Source organism: Arthrobacter sp. K5 (assembly GCF_040448525.1).
Classification (GTDB): domain Bacteria; phylum Actinomycetota; class Actinomycetes; order Actinomycetales; family Micrococcaceae; genus Arthrobacter; species Arthrobacter globiformis.
The window spans coordinates 148370-163896 of record NZ_CP159280.1 but is presented as its reverse complement, the minus strand read 5'-3'; the positions used below and the strand labels follow the sequence as shown (position 1 = coordinate 163896).

Genomic DNA, 15527 nt, shown 5'->3' with positions numbered 1-15527 from the left:
ACAACTCACGTGTCATCGCTGGACAACCACACCTGCTGTGCTACGTGTCACAGTATAGGCAGCTATCCGGCCGCACGGCTTCTGGACCTCGACTGCAACCGCCCGGGACTGACCCGGCCTGCGCGCCGGACCCCATCCGGCGTTGACCGCTCTCACGTGTTCGGTTTTGAGCCAGTGCGGCCCGCCTCCCAAAATTCGTCAGTCATCCTATTCTCAACGTTGAGGAGCCACTTATGAAGGTCACGGCAGCCCTCGCTACAGCGCCCAAAACCCCATTCGAGATCGTTGACCTATCTTTGGACGAGCCCCGCCCGGACGAGGTCCGGGTCAAACTCGTAGCGACCGGGGTATGCCATACAGATGCGATCGTCCGGGATCAGGTTTACCCCACTCCCTTGCCGGCGGTGCTGGGCCACGAAGGCGCCGGAGTTGTGGAGGCCGTAGGCTCCTTGGTCACCTCCGTCGCCGTCGGTGACTCGGTGGTGCTTTCAGCCAACTCTTGTGGAGTGTGCGGGCAGTGCATGGCAGGGCGTCCCGCTTACTGCGCTGATTTCTTCGGTCGAAACTTCGCCGGTGCCCGGTCCGATGGATCTACGGCCCTGAGGGACGGCGACACGGCCATCTCCTCACACTTTTTTGGCCAATCCTCCTTCGCCACCCACGTCAACGTCGCTGCCCGCAGCGTCGTCAAGGTTGACAGCGAGCTGCCCCTGGAGCTGCTCGGGCCGCTGGGATGTGGCCTTCAGACAGGGGCTGGTGCTGTAATCAATTCCCTTCAGGTGCGGGCAGGCTCCAGCATCGCCGTCTTCGGCACCGGCGCCGTCGGTTGCGCGGCCCTCATGGCGGCCGCGGCCGTCGGGGCGACCACGATCATCGCCATCGACATCGTCGACTCCCGACTGGCCACAGCAAAGGAGCTGGGGGCCACACATGTGATCAACAGCCGAACCATGGATGTCGCCGCAGAAATTTCCCAGATCACCCGTGAACTCGGCGTCGACTACGCCCTGGACACCACCGGGATCCCCGCGGTCCTGCGTAAAGGAGCCGACATTCTCGGCACCGGGGGGACTGTGGCCCTGGTCGGAGCCCCGGCTCCGGGAACAGAGGTTTCCTTCGAAGTGGGCGCCTCCCTGCTGAAGGGCTGGCACTTCCGCACCATCATCGAGGGGGACTCCGTACCCCAGGTGTTCATTCCCCAGCTGATCCAGCTCTGGCAGCAAGGCAAGTTCCCGCTGGAAAAACTGAGCAAGACTTTTGCGTTTACGGAGATAAACGACGCATTCGATGCCTCTGCAAGCGGAGAGGTCATCAAGTCCATCCTGGTGTTCTAAAACCCCAACCAAACCACACTGGCACGAAATCAACTGTCCCAGACACCTTTTAAGGAGTAACACCTAATGACCACGACCGCCTTGGAAACCACGGCAACTTTTGCCGGCCAGCCTGTCACCCAGCAATTCATCGCCGGCGAGTGGCGCGACGGCCGGTCGGAGAAGGTTCTGACCGTCACCAACCCCTACGACGACACAGTGCTGGCTACCATCCGGCAGGCCAACAAGCAGGACCTGGATGACGCCTACCGCGCCGCCCAGGCGGCCCAGAAGGCTTGGGCCGCACAGTCACCCGTCGCCCGCCGCCAAGTGATTCTCCGCGCCGCGCAGATCCTGGAAGAACGGCGGGAGGAGATTGTCGACTGGATCGTGAAAGAGTCCGGTTCCACCGTCGGCAAGGCACAGGTCGAGGTGTCACTGGCCGCCGGAATTACGCTGGAGGCATCCTCATTTCCCACCCGCGTCCACGGACGCATCGTCGAGTCCAACAACCCGGGCAAAGAACTGCGCGTCTACCGCCGCCCGATCGGTGTTGTCGGAGTCATCAGCCCCTGGAACTTCCCGCTGCACCTCTCCGAGCGCTCAGTTGCCCCCGCGCTGGCACTGGGCAATGCCGTGGTCATTAAACCGGCCAGTGATACCCCCGTCACGGGCGGACTTATCCTTGCCAGGATCTTCGAAGAAGCCGGTCTGCCGGCCGGAGTACTGAACGTCGTTGTCGGGGCTGGATCCGAGATCGGGGACGACTTTGTTACTCACCCGGTCCCTGGTCTCATCTCCTTCACCGGTTCAACTCCCGTCGGCCAGAACGTTGGCAAGCTCGCCGCAAGCGGCAAGCACCTCAAGCACGTGGCGCTGGAGCTCGGCGGGAACTCACCGCTGGTAGTCCTGGCCGACGCAGACCTGGACGCAGCAGTGGAGGCTGCCGTCCTCGGCAAGTTCCTGCACCAGGGACAGATCTGCATGGCCGTCAACCGCATCATCGTGGAGGCACCCCTCTATGACGAGTTCCTGACCCGGTTCACGGCTGCCGCCTCAAGCGTTCCCGCCGGCGACCCTGCTTCGGCGCAGACTTTGGTGGGCCCCGTAGTCAACGACAGCCAGCTCGAGGGCCTGAAAGTGAAAATCGCTTCCGCGAAGGCAGAAGGCGCCCGGACGGTCCTCGAAGGTGAAATTCGGGGCCGAATTGTACCGCCGCACGTGTTCGCCGATGTCACTCCCGACATGGAGATCGCGCGCGAGGAGATCTTCGGACCCTTGGTAGGTGTCCTCAAGGCCGACGACGAGGCGCACGCCCTGGAGCTGGCGAATGCCAGCGAATTCGGCCTGTCCAGTTCCGTGTTCACTCAGAACCTGGACCGAGGCGTGCAGTTCAGCCTGGGCATCAAGGCCGGAATGACCCATATCAACGAAATGCCCGTCCATGACGAGTCGCACGTGCCGTTCGGCGGCGAAGGCAACTCCGGGCTCGGCCGGTTCAACGGCGACTGGGCAATCGCTGAGTTCACCACAGATCACACCATCGGAGTCAAGCGCCTCTGAGACCGGACTTGCCCCGCCGTGGCGTGCAAGTCATGCCACGGCGGGGCAATTCGGTATTACCGGACCTTTCGCGGCGTCCCGACCAGTCTGAATCGGTACCGTTTCAGTATGAATCAGTGGCCGGTATCGCCGGTCGCGGACGATACCCACGGATAAGGTGAATAGATGATCAATCCTGCACGCCTGCACTCGGACTTGTCCCGCCTCGGCCGTGAGACCGACATGTTCATGGCAACCGCTGAGTCGCTGTCCGACGATGAGATGACCGCTGCGTCCCTGTGTGATGGATGGACGCGGGCTGACGTCATAGCCCACATCGCCTCAAATGGCCGCGCCCTGGTCAAGCTCATCGACTGGGCGGTCACCGGTCAGGAGCAGCAACTGTACGCCTCAACGGAGGCACGCGCCCAGGAGATTTCCGGGCTCGCCGCCTTGCCGAGGCAGGAACTGCTTGGCCGTGCGCGTGAGGCCGCCCAGTATTTTGCTGAGCAGGCTCAGCGGTTGGCAGGGGATCTTGCAGTCGAGGAGGTCCACCTGCACGGCAAACAGATCCCCGCAACGTCAATCGTGGCCTTGAGGATCGCCGAGGTCGTCGTCCACCACCACGACCTCGACACCGCCTGGACGATCGAGGAAGCAGACCCCGACTCTGTCCTCAACGCACTCGAAGCCGCTGTTCGCACGATGCGGGCCAAGGGCGCGCCCGGCATGACGCTGGTGACAGAGGAACGCGACGAGTGGGTGATAGGTGACGGCGCCCTTCGCGTCTCCTCTGACCGCGAGGGCTTGCTCGAATGGCTGGCTCGCGGGGTTGCTGAAAATGTCGAGGCTGACGGGCCCTTGCCGACGCTGCCCTCTTGGTAGGTTTCGCCAAGTGAGGCACCGGTGTCCAGTGCAGGCGCTGGACACCGGTTTGTTCCCTTGGTCAGCCTCGAGGCTCAACTACCTCTGTTTCGTTGGCTGATGTCAGCTGCTCAGTCGTGATGACCCGGTCAAGGGGGTTCGGGTTGAAAAGGAGCTGGAATACGTCCGGCCTCGAGTAGTGCCCCACGGGGTCGTAGGCGTTTTTCGCCCCAAGAATCTCGTTGTAGTCAATGTTGGCGTAGAGGATCCCCTCTTGGGCGGGGTCGAGGGGCGTAGCGAGAGAGCGGCCGTCAGGGCCGTAGATGCGTGCATAACCGCCCCCGAGCTTCAGAAGTTCCCGCTTTTGTTCCGTGTCCACAAAAGTGTCGTAGGCCGCTTTGCCGATAATGCTGGTCGGTGCCAGCACGAATGTCTGACCCTCAACTGCATACTGTTGGCTCGCTGCGGTATTCACTTCAGGGCCGAGCAGGTAGGCGGCGTTCTCATAGATGGAGAAACTGGGCCAGGCAGCGATGTGAAGTTGCTCCCGCTGTGCGAACATTGCGTACTTCGTCAAGGGCTGGAGGTGTTCAGCGCAACACAAAGCGCCCCAGCGGCCGAATTCACTGTCCACAACCGCCACATCGGAACCGTCGCCGTCGCCAAATACGGACCTCTCCACATGTGTGGGCTTGAGCTTCCGCCGGGTCTTCAGCACCGTACCGTCTGAACTGATAAGGGCTTGTCCCATATAGAGGGACCCGCCCACGCGTTCGCTGTGTCCAAGGGCAATCGCAATTCCGAGGCGGCGTGCGGCGTCTGTGATCGCCGTGAATTCCTGTGAGTCGAGGGAAAGCGAGTTCTGTGCGTACGGGACAACGAACTGGCTCTGCCACGCTACTGAGTCCAGCCAGATCCACCAGGGGTAGCCAGGAACCCAGGTCTCGGGAAAAGCAACGATGTTCGCTCCATTACCAGCTGCCTCTTCTGCCAGAGCAATTGTCTTATCCACGGAACCTTGCAGATCCAGCCAGACAGGCTCCGCCTGCACAACGGCGGCCGTGAACTTCTCAACGTAGTGAGTCATTGTGAATCCCTCTTCCAATGAGTAGTGAGGCTTCAATTTTTTCCGGATGGGCCAATCACGGCGACGTCAGGCTGTGCACGTGACCCGTCATTTCGTGCATCAAGAATTGGAGGAACAACAATGCATCTGTGGCGTAACGTCGCCGACACGGGTCGGAAACAACGCGCGCCCAAGATGGATGATGTGGGAGTATCCAAGGTGGCACGAACACCTGACGAGTGGGCTGCGGCAGTGGAGCGCTGTTTCGTTCCGCTTCAGGTCAAGCGCATAGCGGACGGCTTTGAAGGCACCATAAAGGAGCGGCATTTCAACGGCGGAACAAGGGTCAGCCTTGTGGATTCCGGAGCCTCTACGCTGGAGCGGACTGCAAAGCTGACTGCCGATCCACACGAGGCGCGCTTGCTCTTCGTATGCCACTTATCCGGACGGGCGAATGTGACCCAGATGGGCCGGCAGTCGGTTCAGAAACCGGGGCAAGCTGTGCTCTACCTGACCGCGGATCCGTACGAGCTGTCCTTCCCCACACACATCAGCGAGTTGATCTTCTCTCTGCCTGTCGGGGCCCTTAGGATGCCTGAGGGCGGTCTCCGGGACCTGGCATCGCGCAGCATCGACCCTTCACCGTCACTAAAGGTGCTGCACACCTGTCTCAATGAACTCTCGGAGTGCAGGCAGTCGACGGAGTCAGATGGCCTGGAACGGATTGCCGTAGAACTCGTCCATGGCATACTGTCCCGTCACCTGGGAAGGCCGGCGCCACTGGGTACGGCGGCGCTGGCCGCCACAATTGTCGAATTTGCTCGCGAACATGCCACCGATCCTGATTTGAGCCCGGAAACCCTGGCCGCCCGCTTCCATATTTCCCGGCGGACCTTGTATCTGGCACTCGAGCAGAGGAACACTGCACCCGCAGATCTGCTTCGGCGGCTACGGATCGAGCATGCCACGGGTCTTCTCCACTGCACCACGTATCCTCTTGCAACTGTGGCTGCCCGGTCAGGCTTCAGCAACGAGCGCACGTTTTCCCGGGCCTTTGCGTCCGTCCACGGGATGAGCCCCGGAGCTTACAGGGAACGGGGCAGGACGGACAGCGCCATCGTGGTGTAGCAAGCCGGGCAGCCGCCGTGCCACACCAACCTCACATGTGGCTGGTGAGCGCAGGGTCTCTCTCCGCTCGTCCACGGCAGATGGAGAGCAACGCTGCGCGCGGCTGTACACGGATCAGAGCGTCCGAGGATGGGAAGGATTTAACGTGGACTTCCAGTGTCTTACGTGCTCTGCCTCCAGGTGCGGCGCAGCGCCAGGTTATGTGGACGAGACCCTCAAGGCACTCGTCCACGAAGAAAGCGCGGCAGGGGTGGGACATACGGGCCACGCCTTCCGGTAGCGGCTGCCGGCGGCAATGGGCGCGACCGGGTCAGCGATAGATCTGAACCTGCAGTTTTGGCTGCATCTCAACAAGCCGCCGCTGGGTGGCGCCTTCCTGCTGCAGCCAAAGAAGGCTTCCGTCTGCTGTGACTACTTCCACCCGCCCCCGGTCGATGAATTCCCCACCGTCACGGATCTCGATATCCAGACCTTGGAGCTGAGACCAGTCGTCGACTGCTCCCCATAAAATAAAGCGGTCTGCCGGAGGAGGCACGCTCCTGCTGCCGGGCCCGTGCATCTTTTCACTGTCGTTCCTCACCGCAATACCCTTATTCTCCCCATAGGGGGATAACACCTCGAAACAGGTTTGCAACGCCGTATCAAATACGGCTGTCAGCTACACGTGCTTCAGCGTAGATGGTCCCTTCGAGGCCCCGGCGCCCTTAGTGCCCGGCCATCGCTTCCTGAGGGATTGGAACGGTCAAGTCCTCCTGTGTCAGTGGAACTCCGGGAAATTCAACCAGCGCCTGCATTGGGAGACTCAAAATGCTGGCCCTGGCTCCCTCGTCGTTGTAAAGGTCGCCGGCGCGTCCGCGGATGCCTCCCCGTTCATCGAGCAGGGATCGGATTTTGCCGCCGGCGGTGGCGTGATCGAGCCATTCACCGAAGCTGGAGAAGGGGGTGAGCTCGGGTTTGACGGGATGCCCTGGAATGTACGCTGTGCCGCTGAGTCGAATGTCGCGGGAGGATGAGCCGATGCTGACCGTTGTCAGTCCGCCCTCATAGATCCAGGCCCTGACTGCTGGGCTCCAGTGCTGCATGTCCTCACGGGTGACGGCGATGACGATGCGGCGGGATTCCCCAGCCTGGAGCCGAATCTTGCTCCAGCCCCGCAATTCCTGGGGAGGCAGCTCAAGGCTGCTTCCGCGGTCAGTCACGTAGAGCTGGGCGACTTCAGCGCCTGCACGGTCTCCGGTGTTTGTCACTGTGAATTCTGCGGTGAAGGCCGTCGGGTCGCCGGTGAGCGTCGGAGTGAGGGTGAGGCTGGAGTATGTGAACTGCGTGTAGGAGAGACCGTGGCCGAACGGGTACTCGACCTCCAGACCCCGAGCGTCGTAGTACCTGTATCCGACGTAGATACCTTCCCCGTACCGGACGTGTCCATGTTCCCCAGGGAAGTTCAGAAAGGCGGGAGTGTCTTCAATCCTCACCGGGACTGTCTCGGCCAGCTTGCCTGAAGGGTTGACGTCGCCGAGCAGCACGTCAGCCACGGTGTCGCCCTGGGCTTCTCCGGTAAGCCAGAACTCCACGATCGCGTTTGCATCATCCCGCCATGCATTCGTGGTGACAGCCGACCCATTCATGAGCGCTACAACCAGCTTTCCCTGGGTTGCGCCTGCTACATCACGGAGCAGGTCGATCTGGGCCTGCGGCAGGGACAGGGTCTCCCGGTCGCGGCCTTCAGCTTCAGCCGCCGGTGGTAGCCCGAGCACAAGGATGACCGTCCCAGCGTCACGCGATAGATCCACAGCCTCCTGCAGGAGGACGCCGTTGGGCTGGCCGTCAAGCGCGTAACCCGGCGCGAATTGCAGGTCCGTTCCGGTGGCTGAAGCGCGGCCGGACAGTGCGTCGAGGATCGAGGTCGACTGGTACGGATTGACCAGGGAACTGCCTGCTCCTTGGAACCGCGGGGTTTGCGCAAGTTCTCCGATGACGACGACGCCCTTGTCCGCTGAGAAAGAGAGAGGCAGGGTTCCATCGTTGGTGAGAAGCACTGCTGACTCGGCGGCGGCGCGGCGGACGAGGTCATAGTGTGCGTCGTAGTCAACCGGCGCGGGGTTGCCGTGGGGACGCGTCCGGTCAGCGAGCCGGACCATTGCCTCCGTGACGCGGTTCAGGGATTCTTCACTTAACTCACCACTGGCCAAGGCGGCAGCAGGACGGGGGTCATCCTGCCGGCCCGGCATCCGCAGATCCAACCCGGCTGAAATCGAACCCACGGGATTGTGGACTGCGCCCCAGTCAGAGATGACCACGCCGTCAAAGCCCCATTCGTCCCTCAGGACGGTCGTCAACAGCCAGGAATCCTCGGATGCATATGTTCCGTTGATGCGGTTATAGGAGGTCATGATCGTCCAGGGCGAAGCATTGCGGATGGCGATCTGGAAGCCGCGCAGGTAGATCTCGCGGAGTGTGCGCTCGTCCATGTCCGCGCTCACGCGTTGCCGGTCAGTCTCCTGGTTGTTGGCGGCGAAATGCTTGATGCAGGCCGCCACTGACTGCGACTGGATCCCGGACACGGCGGCCCCGGCAAGGACGCCGCTGAGGAACGGGTCCTCCGAGTAGTACTCGAAATTCCGTCCGCACAGCGGGCTTCGCTTGAGGTTCATGCCTGGTCCCAGGATGACGTCGACGCCAGCTGCACGTGCCTCGGCGCCGAGGGCAGCACCGACCCTGGTGATCAGTTCCTGGTCCCAGGACGAGGCGAGGGCAACGGCCGGCGGAAAGCAGGTTGCCCGGGCGCTTCGGCCGATGCCGAGGTGGTCGGGATCGTCGTCGTTCTGAACGCGAAGGCCATGAGGCCCGTCGGCGAGGCGGAGCGATCGAAGCCCAATATCCGGGACTGCATGGGTAGTCCAGTATCCGGCTCCGGTGGTGAGGGCAACCCGGTCGGTGGTTTCAGGAGTCAAGATCTTGTCTTTCTTGTACGTTCGAGCTGTCAGCGTGTTACTTCACGCCGCGGATGAAGGTGATGCAGAGCGCTCCGAGCATCGCCAGGACGGCGGCGGTGAGATAGAGGCTGGTGTAGTTTCCGGTCGTTCCACTGGCCGCAATTGCAAGAAGCGCAGGCGCAATCATCGGTGCGAGTGTCTGGGGCAGGGTTGAGGAGAGGTTGAAAACGCCCATGCCCTTTCCGGCTTCCGATCCGCTGTTCGGGAGAACCTGGGCCACGAGAGCGTAGTCAACGCCCATGTAGAGGCCGTTTCCGAGGCCGGCCAAAGCGATGCCGACGAGGAAGCCCTCGACTGTGGTTGAAAATGCGACCACGAGCATCGCGGCGACAAAAAGCAGGGATGCGGCCACCACGAAGACCTTGCGGCGACCGATGCGGTCCGAAAGCCAGCCGCCGGGAATACTTGCCACGGATACGGCGACGGCGAGAATGAACATCGCCAGCGTCAGGATCGGTGCCACGTTGGCGGTCGTGTAGCCCAGGTGGTCGATCAGGAAGTACGTCTTGTAGGTCGTCAGCAGGTACAGGGAAGTCCAGACCAGGAAACGGCCAGCCCAGGCAAAGCCGAAGTCCCGGTGGCGGAAGGGGTTGATCCACAGCGACCCAACAAGGTTGGCGAGGCTAACACGGCCAACCTCGTCCCGGGTGCGGCGGGTTTCCTTGAGCGTGACAACAAAAGGCAGGACAAGCATGGTCCCTAGAATTGCGGGCACGATGAACATTGCGGCCCCGGCCGTCCCTACGAGCTGGATGAGGAAGGTGCCCACGACAACGCCGACCTGGCCGGTCATGCCCATGAATCCCGAAACCCTGCCGCGTAGCTTGTTGGGGACCCGCTCGGGCAGCACCGCAATGAGTGCAGCCACGCAAGCGTTGAATGCGATTTGAGCGATCGCCCATCCAGCAGCCACCAATGCGATCGAAGGGGCCATGCCGATTCCCAGCACCGCGAGCACTCCGATCCCGAATCCCCAGGCGATGAACGGCTTGCGCTGCCCGAACCGTGAAGTGGACCGATCGCTCAGGGCTCCGAAAATGGGATTGGCGAACAGGGCGCAGGCTGCTCCGACGCTAGCCACGAGGGCGAGGGATCCTGCCTTTCCCGCAGGGTCGATTTGTCCCACCCGCAGGGCAAGGGTGACGGACGCAGGTGTAATTAGAGCGATCCAAAGACCGATCAACGCGCCGACGTACTTGGTGATGAACCAGCCGCCAACGTGTTGTCCCGTCAGCCTCAAATTGCGGTCGGGGGAACTTTCAAGAACGGGAACTGAGCCCGGCACCGTTGCTGCCTCAGACATGGCACTCCTTTGTGTTTACAAACTAAGCATGAAGTCGGGATGAACATACTGGTTAACCCACCTGTATGTTAGCCAATGTGAGACAGTTCACGCAAGATGCTTTTTTCTATGAGCTGGATAGAGCGCAGGCTCTTGCAATTCCGGCGATGCTGGCGGCGTGCGCTGGAAGTTAGCTTGTTGCGATCCGATCTATTTCTGCTGCAGCCATGCGGGCCAGGAGGCGGACGCCGCCGACCAGGTCAACCCCCGGATCCCGGAGCCATTGCATTTGCAGGCCGTCCATTCCGCCGAATGTGCTGCGGACCAGCAGTTCGATCTCTTTGATCTTGGTGGCGTCTGCAATGCCGCGTGCATGGGCGATTGCATCCGTCATGCCAGACGTGACCGCACTGTAGCGTTCGCGGAAGAAAGCGGCGGCGGGATGTGCCTCCGTCAAGGACTCGCCGATCATTACGGAGAAGAACTTCACCAAGTGGGGATCTGCGGCATTGGATACGGTCACCCTCACGATTTCCTCGGAAAAAGTGGTCTCCCCCCGGTGGATTGCCTGGATGTCAGCGCGCGTGGCGGAGCGGGGATAGTGGGATTCGAGCGCCTCGGTCAGCAGGTTGTCTTTGGTGCCGAAGTGGTGATAAACCGCCGACTGGACAATGCCCGCTTGCTTCGCGATCTGACTTAGAGAACATCCTCCGTAACCTCTCTCCCCGAACAGCTCAATTGCCGTGTCCAAGACGGTCTTCCGGGTTTGCTCACCCTTGAGTGCCATGCTTTCTGCCCGAGGCGACATCCCTCTTCCTTTCTCATTGTTTTCAGCCTACGGGAGCGTCTGAGCCGCTTGGTTAACAGGCGCCGACACCACAAGCGCTCCCTCGTGTTCCAAGGAACGACTTCCGGGTCACAGGCTGAGCGGCGATCGCCGGGGGAACGTACTAGGCTAAATCCTGTTCCACGTCAGCGGAGACAGCGTGACTTCGGCACCCGCCCTCACCCAGCCTCGATGCAAAAGCAGCCTTGGGTGATGACAGGAGGAGCCCTCTGATCCGCAGGAGGCGAAGCGGCCCATAGGCATTTGTCCGGTCGTACCAAGCCGGACATCTCAGCGCTACCGCACCTCGTCAGGGTTCTCCTGTAAGACATCGCGGATCGTCTCCCGAAACCAGTCAAGCGCGGGCATCGGACCCGGCCGGCGGTATGTGTAGAGAGAAACATTTCCCGCCCGGACTGAAAAGGGCAGCTTGAACATCTTGATCGGCCCTTCAGCCGCGAAGATCTGGGCCACCATCTCTGGGACAATGCCGAGATAGTCAGTGCTGGCCAGAACATGTGGCATGGCGGAGAAATGAGGGAGCCTGACCGCCGGGGGCTGGTCGTAGTTGAGCTCCCGCATCCGTTGCTGAATGTGCTCGTGGCCAAGCTGCTCACTGACGACGACCCTCCGCTCCTTGAGGAACTCCTCCACACTTGGTTCAGTGCCTATGCGTGGATGCGACGCCGAGCAAATACCCCAGTAGGCCTGTACCAGGAGCTGGTCCCGAACCAGATCGGGTGCGTCGATGCGCGGCGTACAGATTGCCGCATCCGCCTTGCCCTGGGTAAGGTCCTCCCGAGCAGTCCCGTAGACCAAAGGGAGGATCTCTACGGACACCGATGGCGCCAGATCCTGAATCCGTGCCAGGACTGCGGGGAGCAGCGCAATCTCACCAATATCCGTAAGCAACAGTCGAAAATTGCGTCGTGACGTTCGCGGATCGAAGACGGTAACGCCCTGCACCGCCTCATCCATAGCCTCCAGCGAGTGGCGCAGCTGCGGGTATACGGCTACCGCAACAGCGGTGGGTACTAAACCATCCGGCCCCCGCAGGAAGAGTTCATCTCTGAGGATGCGTCGCAGCTTGGCCAGGGCGTAGCTGACTGACGGTTGGCTGATGAAAAGCAGGTCCGCCGCCCGGCTGACGCTCCTCGTCTCATAGATGCGCACGAAGGTCCGCATCAGGTTCAAATCGTAGTTCTCCAGAACGGCATCATTCACCATAGAGGCAGTCTATACGCGCCATAGGTTTATCTATTGGATAAATGACCGTGCAATTTCTAGTCTTTTAACAAGTGATCCCCGCCCCCAATCAAGAAATGAGGCTTTCGTTGACGCACACCATCCGAGCAGAAACGATGGAAATTCTGCGGCAGAACAAGTTGACCACGGTGTTCGGCAACCCCGGTTCCAACGAGCTCCCGTTCCTCCAGGACTTCCCCGAGGATTTTCAGTACATTCTTGGCCTGCACGAAGGTGCGGTGATCTCCATGGCCGACGGGTTTGCACAGGCATCAGGCAATGCGGCCTTCGTAAACCTGCACGCAGCGTCAGGGTCAGGCAACGCCATGGGTGGACTGACCAACGCCGCGTACTCACACTCGCCACTGGTCATCACAGCCGGCCAGCAGGTCCGTTCAATGGTGGGGCTGGAGGCGATGCTCGCCAACATGGACGCACCCTCCCTGCCGCAGCCGCTCGTTAAGTGGAGCGCAGAGCCGCTGTGCGCAGAAGATGTGCCTCGGACCATCAGCCAGGCCGTCCACATTTCACAGCTGCCCGCAAAGGGGCCCGTTTATGTCTCCATTCCTTACGACGACTGGGATAAGACTTCACCCTCGGAAGCACGTCACCTTGCCGGCCGTACAACCACTGCGGCGCAGGCGCTCAGCGCCGAGCAGGCTCGGGAACTGATCGACGAGCTGGACTCTGCCACCAACCCCGTGATCGTCCTCGGCCCGGAAGTTGATGCAGACTATGCCAACGATTTCGCCGTTACGCTGGCGGACAAGCTGGCAGCACCGGTATGGATCGCACCATCGGCTTCCCGTTGCCCGTTTCCAACCCGCCACCGCAGCTTCCGGGGCGTCCTTCCCGCCTCCATCAAAGACATCTCGGAAATACTGCACGATCACGACGTCGTTCTCGTCGTCGGCGCACCCGTGTTCCGGTACCACCAGTATGTTCCGGGCGCCTACCTCAAGGACGGCACCCGCATCCTGCACGTGACCAGTGATGCAGGGGAGGCCGCCAGGGCACCCATGGGCAACTCATACGTGGCATCCGTTCGGGGCACGCTGCAGACTCTGGCTGAAGCCGTCAACCAGACCATCCGTGAACCGCTGCCCGAACTGCCGGAATTCGCCGAACCCGCAGCAAGCACGTTCGACGCAATCCACCCTGAAGCCGTGTTTGAGGAACTGCGCATCACGGCCCCGGCCGACACCGTCTACGTCAAGGAATCCACGTCGACGTCCGCTGCGTTCTGGCAGCAAATGGACCTGAAGCAGCAGGGAAGCTACTTCTTCCCCGCCTCCGGCGGCCTCGGCTTTGGACTCCCCGCCACGGTAGGGGCACAGCTCGCGCACAAGGACCGGCGCGTCATCGGCATCATCGGCGACGGGTCGGCCAACTACGGGATCACTGCCCTGTGGACCGCAGCCCAGTACAACATCCCGTGCATTTTCCTCATCATGAAAAACGGCACGTATGGAGCCCTGAGGGGCTTCTCCAAGCTCTTGGGAACCGGGGAGACACCGGGGCTGGATGTTCCTGGCCTCGACTTCGCCCAGATTGCCAGTGGTTACGGCGTGGCAGCGGAGTCCGTAAGTACCCGGGAGGCTCTCCGCGCCGCACTGCTCAAGGCCCTGGAAAGCCAGAAACCAGCCCTCATCGAAATCCACACTCAGTTCGAGTCGTAGATTCACAACGATCCACAAAGGATAGATATGTCCACCATCACCGTCGACGACGTTGTCGGCACCGCCAAGGCATCACTCATGAATCCCGCCCTCTGGCAGGGCAGGATTTTCACCGGAGCCTGGGATTTTGGAACTGCTGCCGATCAAACCGTCCTTGAACCTGCGACCGGAGGATCGCTGGGGACGATCGGCTGCGGTTCCGCAGCCGACATAGACCAGGCCTGCACGACAGCCAAAGCAGCACAGAAGGCCTGGGCTGAAACTCCGTTTGAAGAACGGGCAGCGGTTCTGCGGCGTGCGGCGGCACTGTTCGAAGAGCACGCCGAAGAAATTGGCACCTGGATTATCCGGGAATCGGGCTCAGTCGCAGCCAAAGCACAGCTGGAAACACGCCAGGCCGCGCTGGAATGCTACGAGGCAGCTGCCCTGCCTTCCAGGGCCCAGGGCGAGTTGCTTCCGGCGGCAAACCCATCCCGCATCAGCTTTAGCCGCCGGACACCGGTGGGCGTTGTCGGCGTCATAGCACCTTTCAACTTCCCCCTCCTGCTCGCGACCCGCGCCGTGGCGCCCGCCCTCGCCCTCGGCAATGCCGTCGTCCTCAAACCGGACACTCGGACTGCCGTCAGCGGTGGCGTGTCGATCGCCCGTGTCTTCGAAGAAGCAGGCCTGCCCGAAGGCGTCCTGCAGATGGTCCCGGGTGACGCCGAGGCGGGGGCGGCCCTGGTTGCAAACAGCGCCGTCCGTGTCGTTGCATTTACAGGGTCAACGACAGCTGGGCGGCATGTGGCGGCTGCCGCGGCCAGACACCTCAAGCGCGCCCACCTTGAGCTTGGTGGAAACAGCGCGATCATCGTGCTGGAGGACGCGGACATCGATCTCGCTGCATCGGCGGGCGCCTGGGGCTCCTTCCTTCATCAGGGTCAAATCTGCATGGCAGCCGGACGGCACATCGTGCACGAATCCGTCGCCGATGAGTATGTTGCAAAGCTCGCTGAAAAGGCGCGAAATCTGCCGGTGGGTAACCCTGCGACCACGGAAGTGGCTCTCGGCCCCATCATCGATGCAAAGCAGTTGGAGAACGTCCACCGCCTGGTGCAGGACAGCGCCGCAAGCGGCGCAACGATCGTGGCTGGTGGCAATTTCGAGGGGCTCTTCTACGAACCCACAGTCCTAGACAATGTGCGGCCTGACACCCCGGCGTACTGCGGGGAAGTCTTCGGCCCCGTCGCTCCGGTCATCCGCTTCAGCACCGTGCAGGAAGCAGTTGACCTGGCGAAGGACTCAGAATATGGCCTGTCCTTGTCTGTGATCGGGGCGGACGCCATGAACGCCTGGGACGTGGCACGGCAGATTCCCTCCGGACTGGTGCACATCAACGACCAGACGGTCGCCGACGAAGCCCATATTCCGTTCGGGGGTGTGGGCAATTCCGGAAACGGAAGCCGGATCGGCGGAGCCGAAGCCAACATCGAGTCTTTCACAGACATCCAGTGGGTCACCCTGCAGAAAGACATCGCCCGCTACCCCTTCTAACTCCGCGACTGCGCAGGAAAAACACTGCGAAGTGATTGAAGCAAGCACAACGTATA

The 15527-nt window shown here is 61.6% G+C and carries 12 protein-coding genes; 6 read left to right on the top strand and 6 right to left on the bottom strand.

The features are described 5' to 3' along the window. The first annotated feature begins 233 nt into the window (after positions 1-233). From ABRP34_RS23130 to ABRP34_RS23120, 3 genes are all read left to right on the top strand, one after another. Positions 234-1334 (top strand): NAD(P)-dependent alcohol dehydrogenase, encoded by a 1101-nt coding sequence (locus ABRP34_RS23130; RefSeq protein ID WP_353713458.1) that lies wholly within the window; start codon positions 234-236, stop codon positions 1332-1334. A gap of 66 nt (positions 1335-1400) precedes the next feature. Continuing rightward, positions 1401-2876 (top strand): aldehyde dehydrogenase family protein, encoded by a 1476-nt coding sequence (locus ABRP34_RS23125; RefSeq protein ID WP_353713457.1) that lies wholly within the window; start codon positions 1401-1403, stop codon positions 2874-2876. 165 nt (positions 2877-3041) lie between these two features. Then, positions 3042-3740 carry a maleylpyruvate isomerase family mycothiol-dependent enzyme gene (locus ABRP34_RS23120; RefSeq protein ID WP_353713456.1) on the top strand — a complete coding sequence of 233 codons (699 nt, stop codon included), beginning with the start codon at positions 3042-3044 and terminating at the stop codon, positions 3738-3740. Between the two features lie 61 nt (positions 3741-3801). Here the strand turns inward: ABRP34_RS23120 and ABRP34_RS23115 are convergent, their stop codons facing one another. Continuing rightward, on the bottom strand, positions 3802-4806 hold the full coding sequence (locus ABRP34_RS23115) for a carbon-nitrogen hydrolase family protein (protein ID WP_353713455.1): 1005 nt from the start codon (positions 4804-4806) through the stop codon (positions 3802-3804). A 120-nt stretch (positions 4807-4926) separates the two neighbouring features. Here ABRP34_RS23115 and ABRP34_RS23110 point away from each other — a divergent pair, with 120 nt between their 5' ends. Next, positions 4927-5913 carry a helix-turn-helix transcriptional regulator gene (locus ABRP34_RS23110; RefSeq protein WP_353713454.1) on the top strand — a complete coding sequence of 329 codons (987 nt, stop codon included), beginning with the start codon at positions 4927-4929 and terminating at the stop codon, positions 5911-5913. 310 nt (positions 5914-6223) lie between these two features. On the opposite strand, the gene ABRP34_RS23105 is transcribed toward ABRP34_RS23110, so the two are convergent. From ABRP34_RS23105 to ABRP34_RS23085, 5 genes are all read right to left on the bottom strand, one after another. Beyond that, positions 6224-6493: a hypothetical protein gene (locus ABRP34_RS23105; RefSeq protein WP_353713453.1), complete on the bottom strand. Its 270-nt coding sequence runs from the start codon at positions 6491-6493 to the stop codon at positions 6224-6226. Between the two features lie 124 nt (positions 6494-6617). Then, positions 6618-8864, bottom strand: coding sequence for a glycoside hydrolase family 3 N-terminal domain-containing protein (locus ABRP34_RS23100; RefSeq protein WP_353713666.1), 2247 nt, complete (start codon positions 8862-8864; stop codon positions 6618-6620). A 37-nt stretch (positions 8865-8901) separates the two neighbouring features. Next, the gene (locus tag ABRP34_RS23095; protein WP_353713665.1) at positions 8902-10209 is read right to left on the bottom strand and encodes an MFS transporter; all 1308 of its coding nucleotides are present in this window, start codon (positions 10207-10209) and stop codon (positions 8902-8904) included. A 169-nt stretch (positions 10210-10378) separates the two neighbouring features. Next, on the bottom strand, positions 10379-10975 hold the full coding sequence (locus ABRP34_RS23090) for a helix-turn-helix domain-containing protein (RefSeq protein WP_353713664.1): 597 nt from the start codon (positions 10973-10975) through the stop codon (positions 10379-10381). Between the two features lie 336 nt (positions 10976-11311). After that, positions 11312-12241, bottom strand: a complete 930-nt coding sequence (locus ABRP34_RS23085) for a LysR family transcriptional regulator (protein ID WP_353713663.1) — start codon at positions 12239-12241, stop codon at positions 11312-11314. Between the two features lie 95 nt (positions 12242-12336). Between ABRP34_RS23085 and mdlC the strand changes: the two genes are divergently transcribed. Together mdlC and ABRP34_RS23075 are read left to right on the top strand one after the other, a co-directional pair. Further along, a complete protein-coding gene (gene mdlC, locus ABRP34_RS23080) occupies positions 12337-13938 on the top strand; it encodes a benzoylformate decarboxylase (RefSeq protein ID WP_353713662.1) in 1602 nt (533 codons plus the stop codon). A gap of 27 nt (positions 13939-13965) precedes the next feature. Further along, the gene (locus tag ABRP34_RS23075; RefSeq protein WP_353713661.1) at positions 13966-15471 is read left to right on the top strand and encodes an aldehyde dehydrogenase family protein; all 1506 of its coding nucleotides are present in this window, start codon (positions 13966-13968) and stop codon (positions 15469-15471) included. Positions 15472-15527 lie beyond the last annotated feature (56 nt).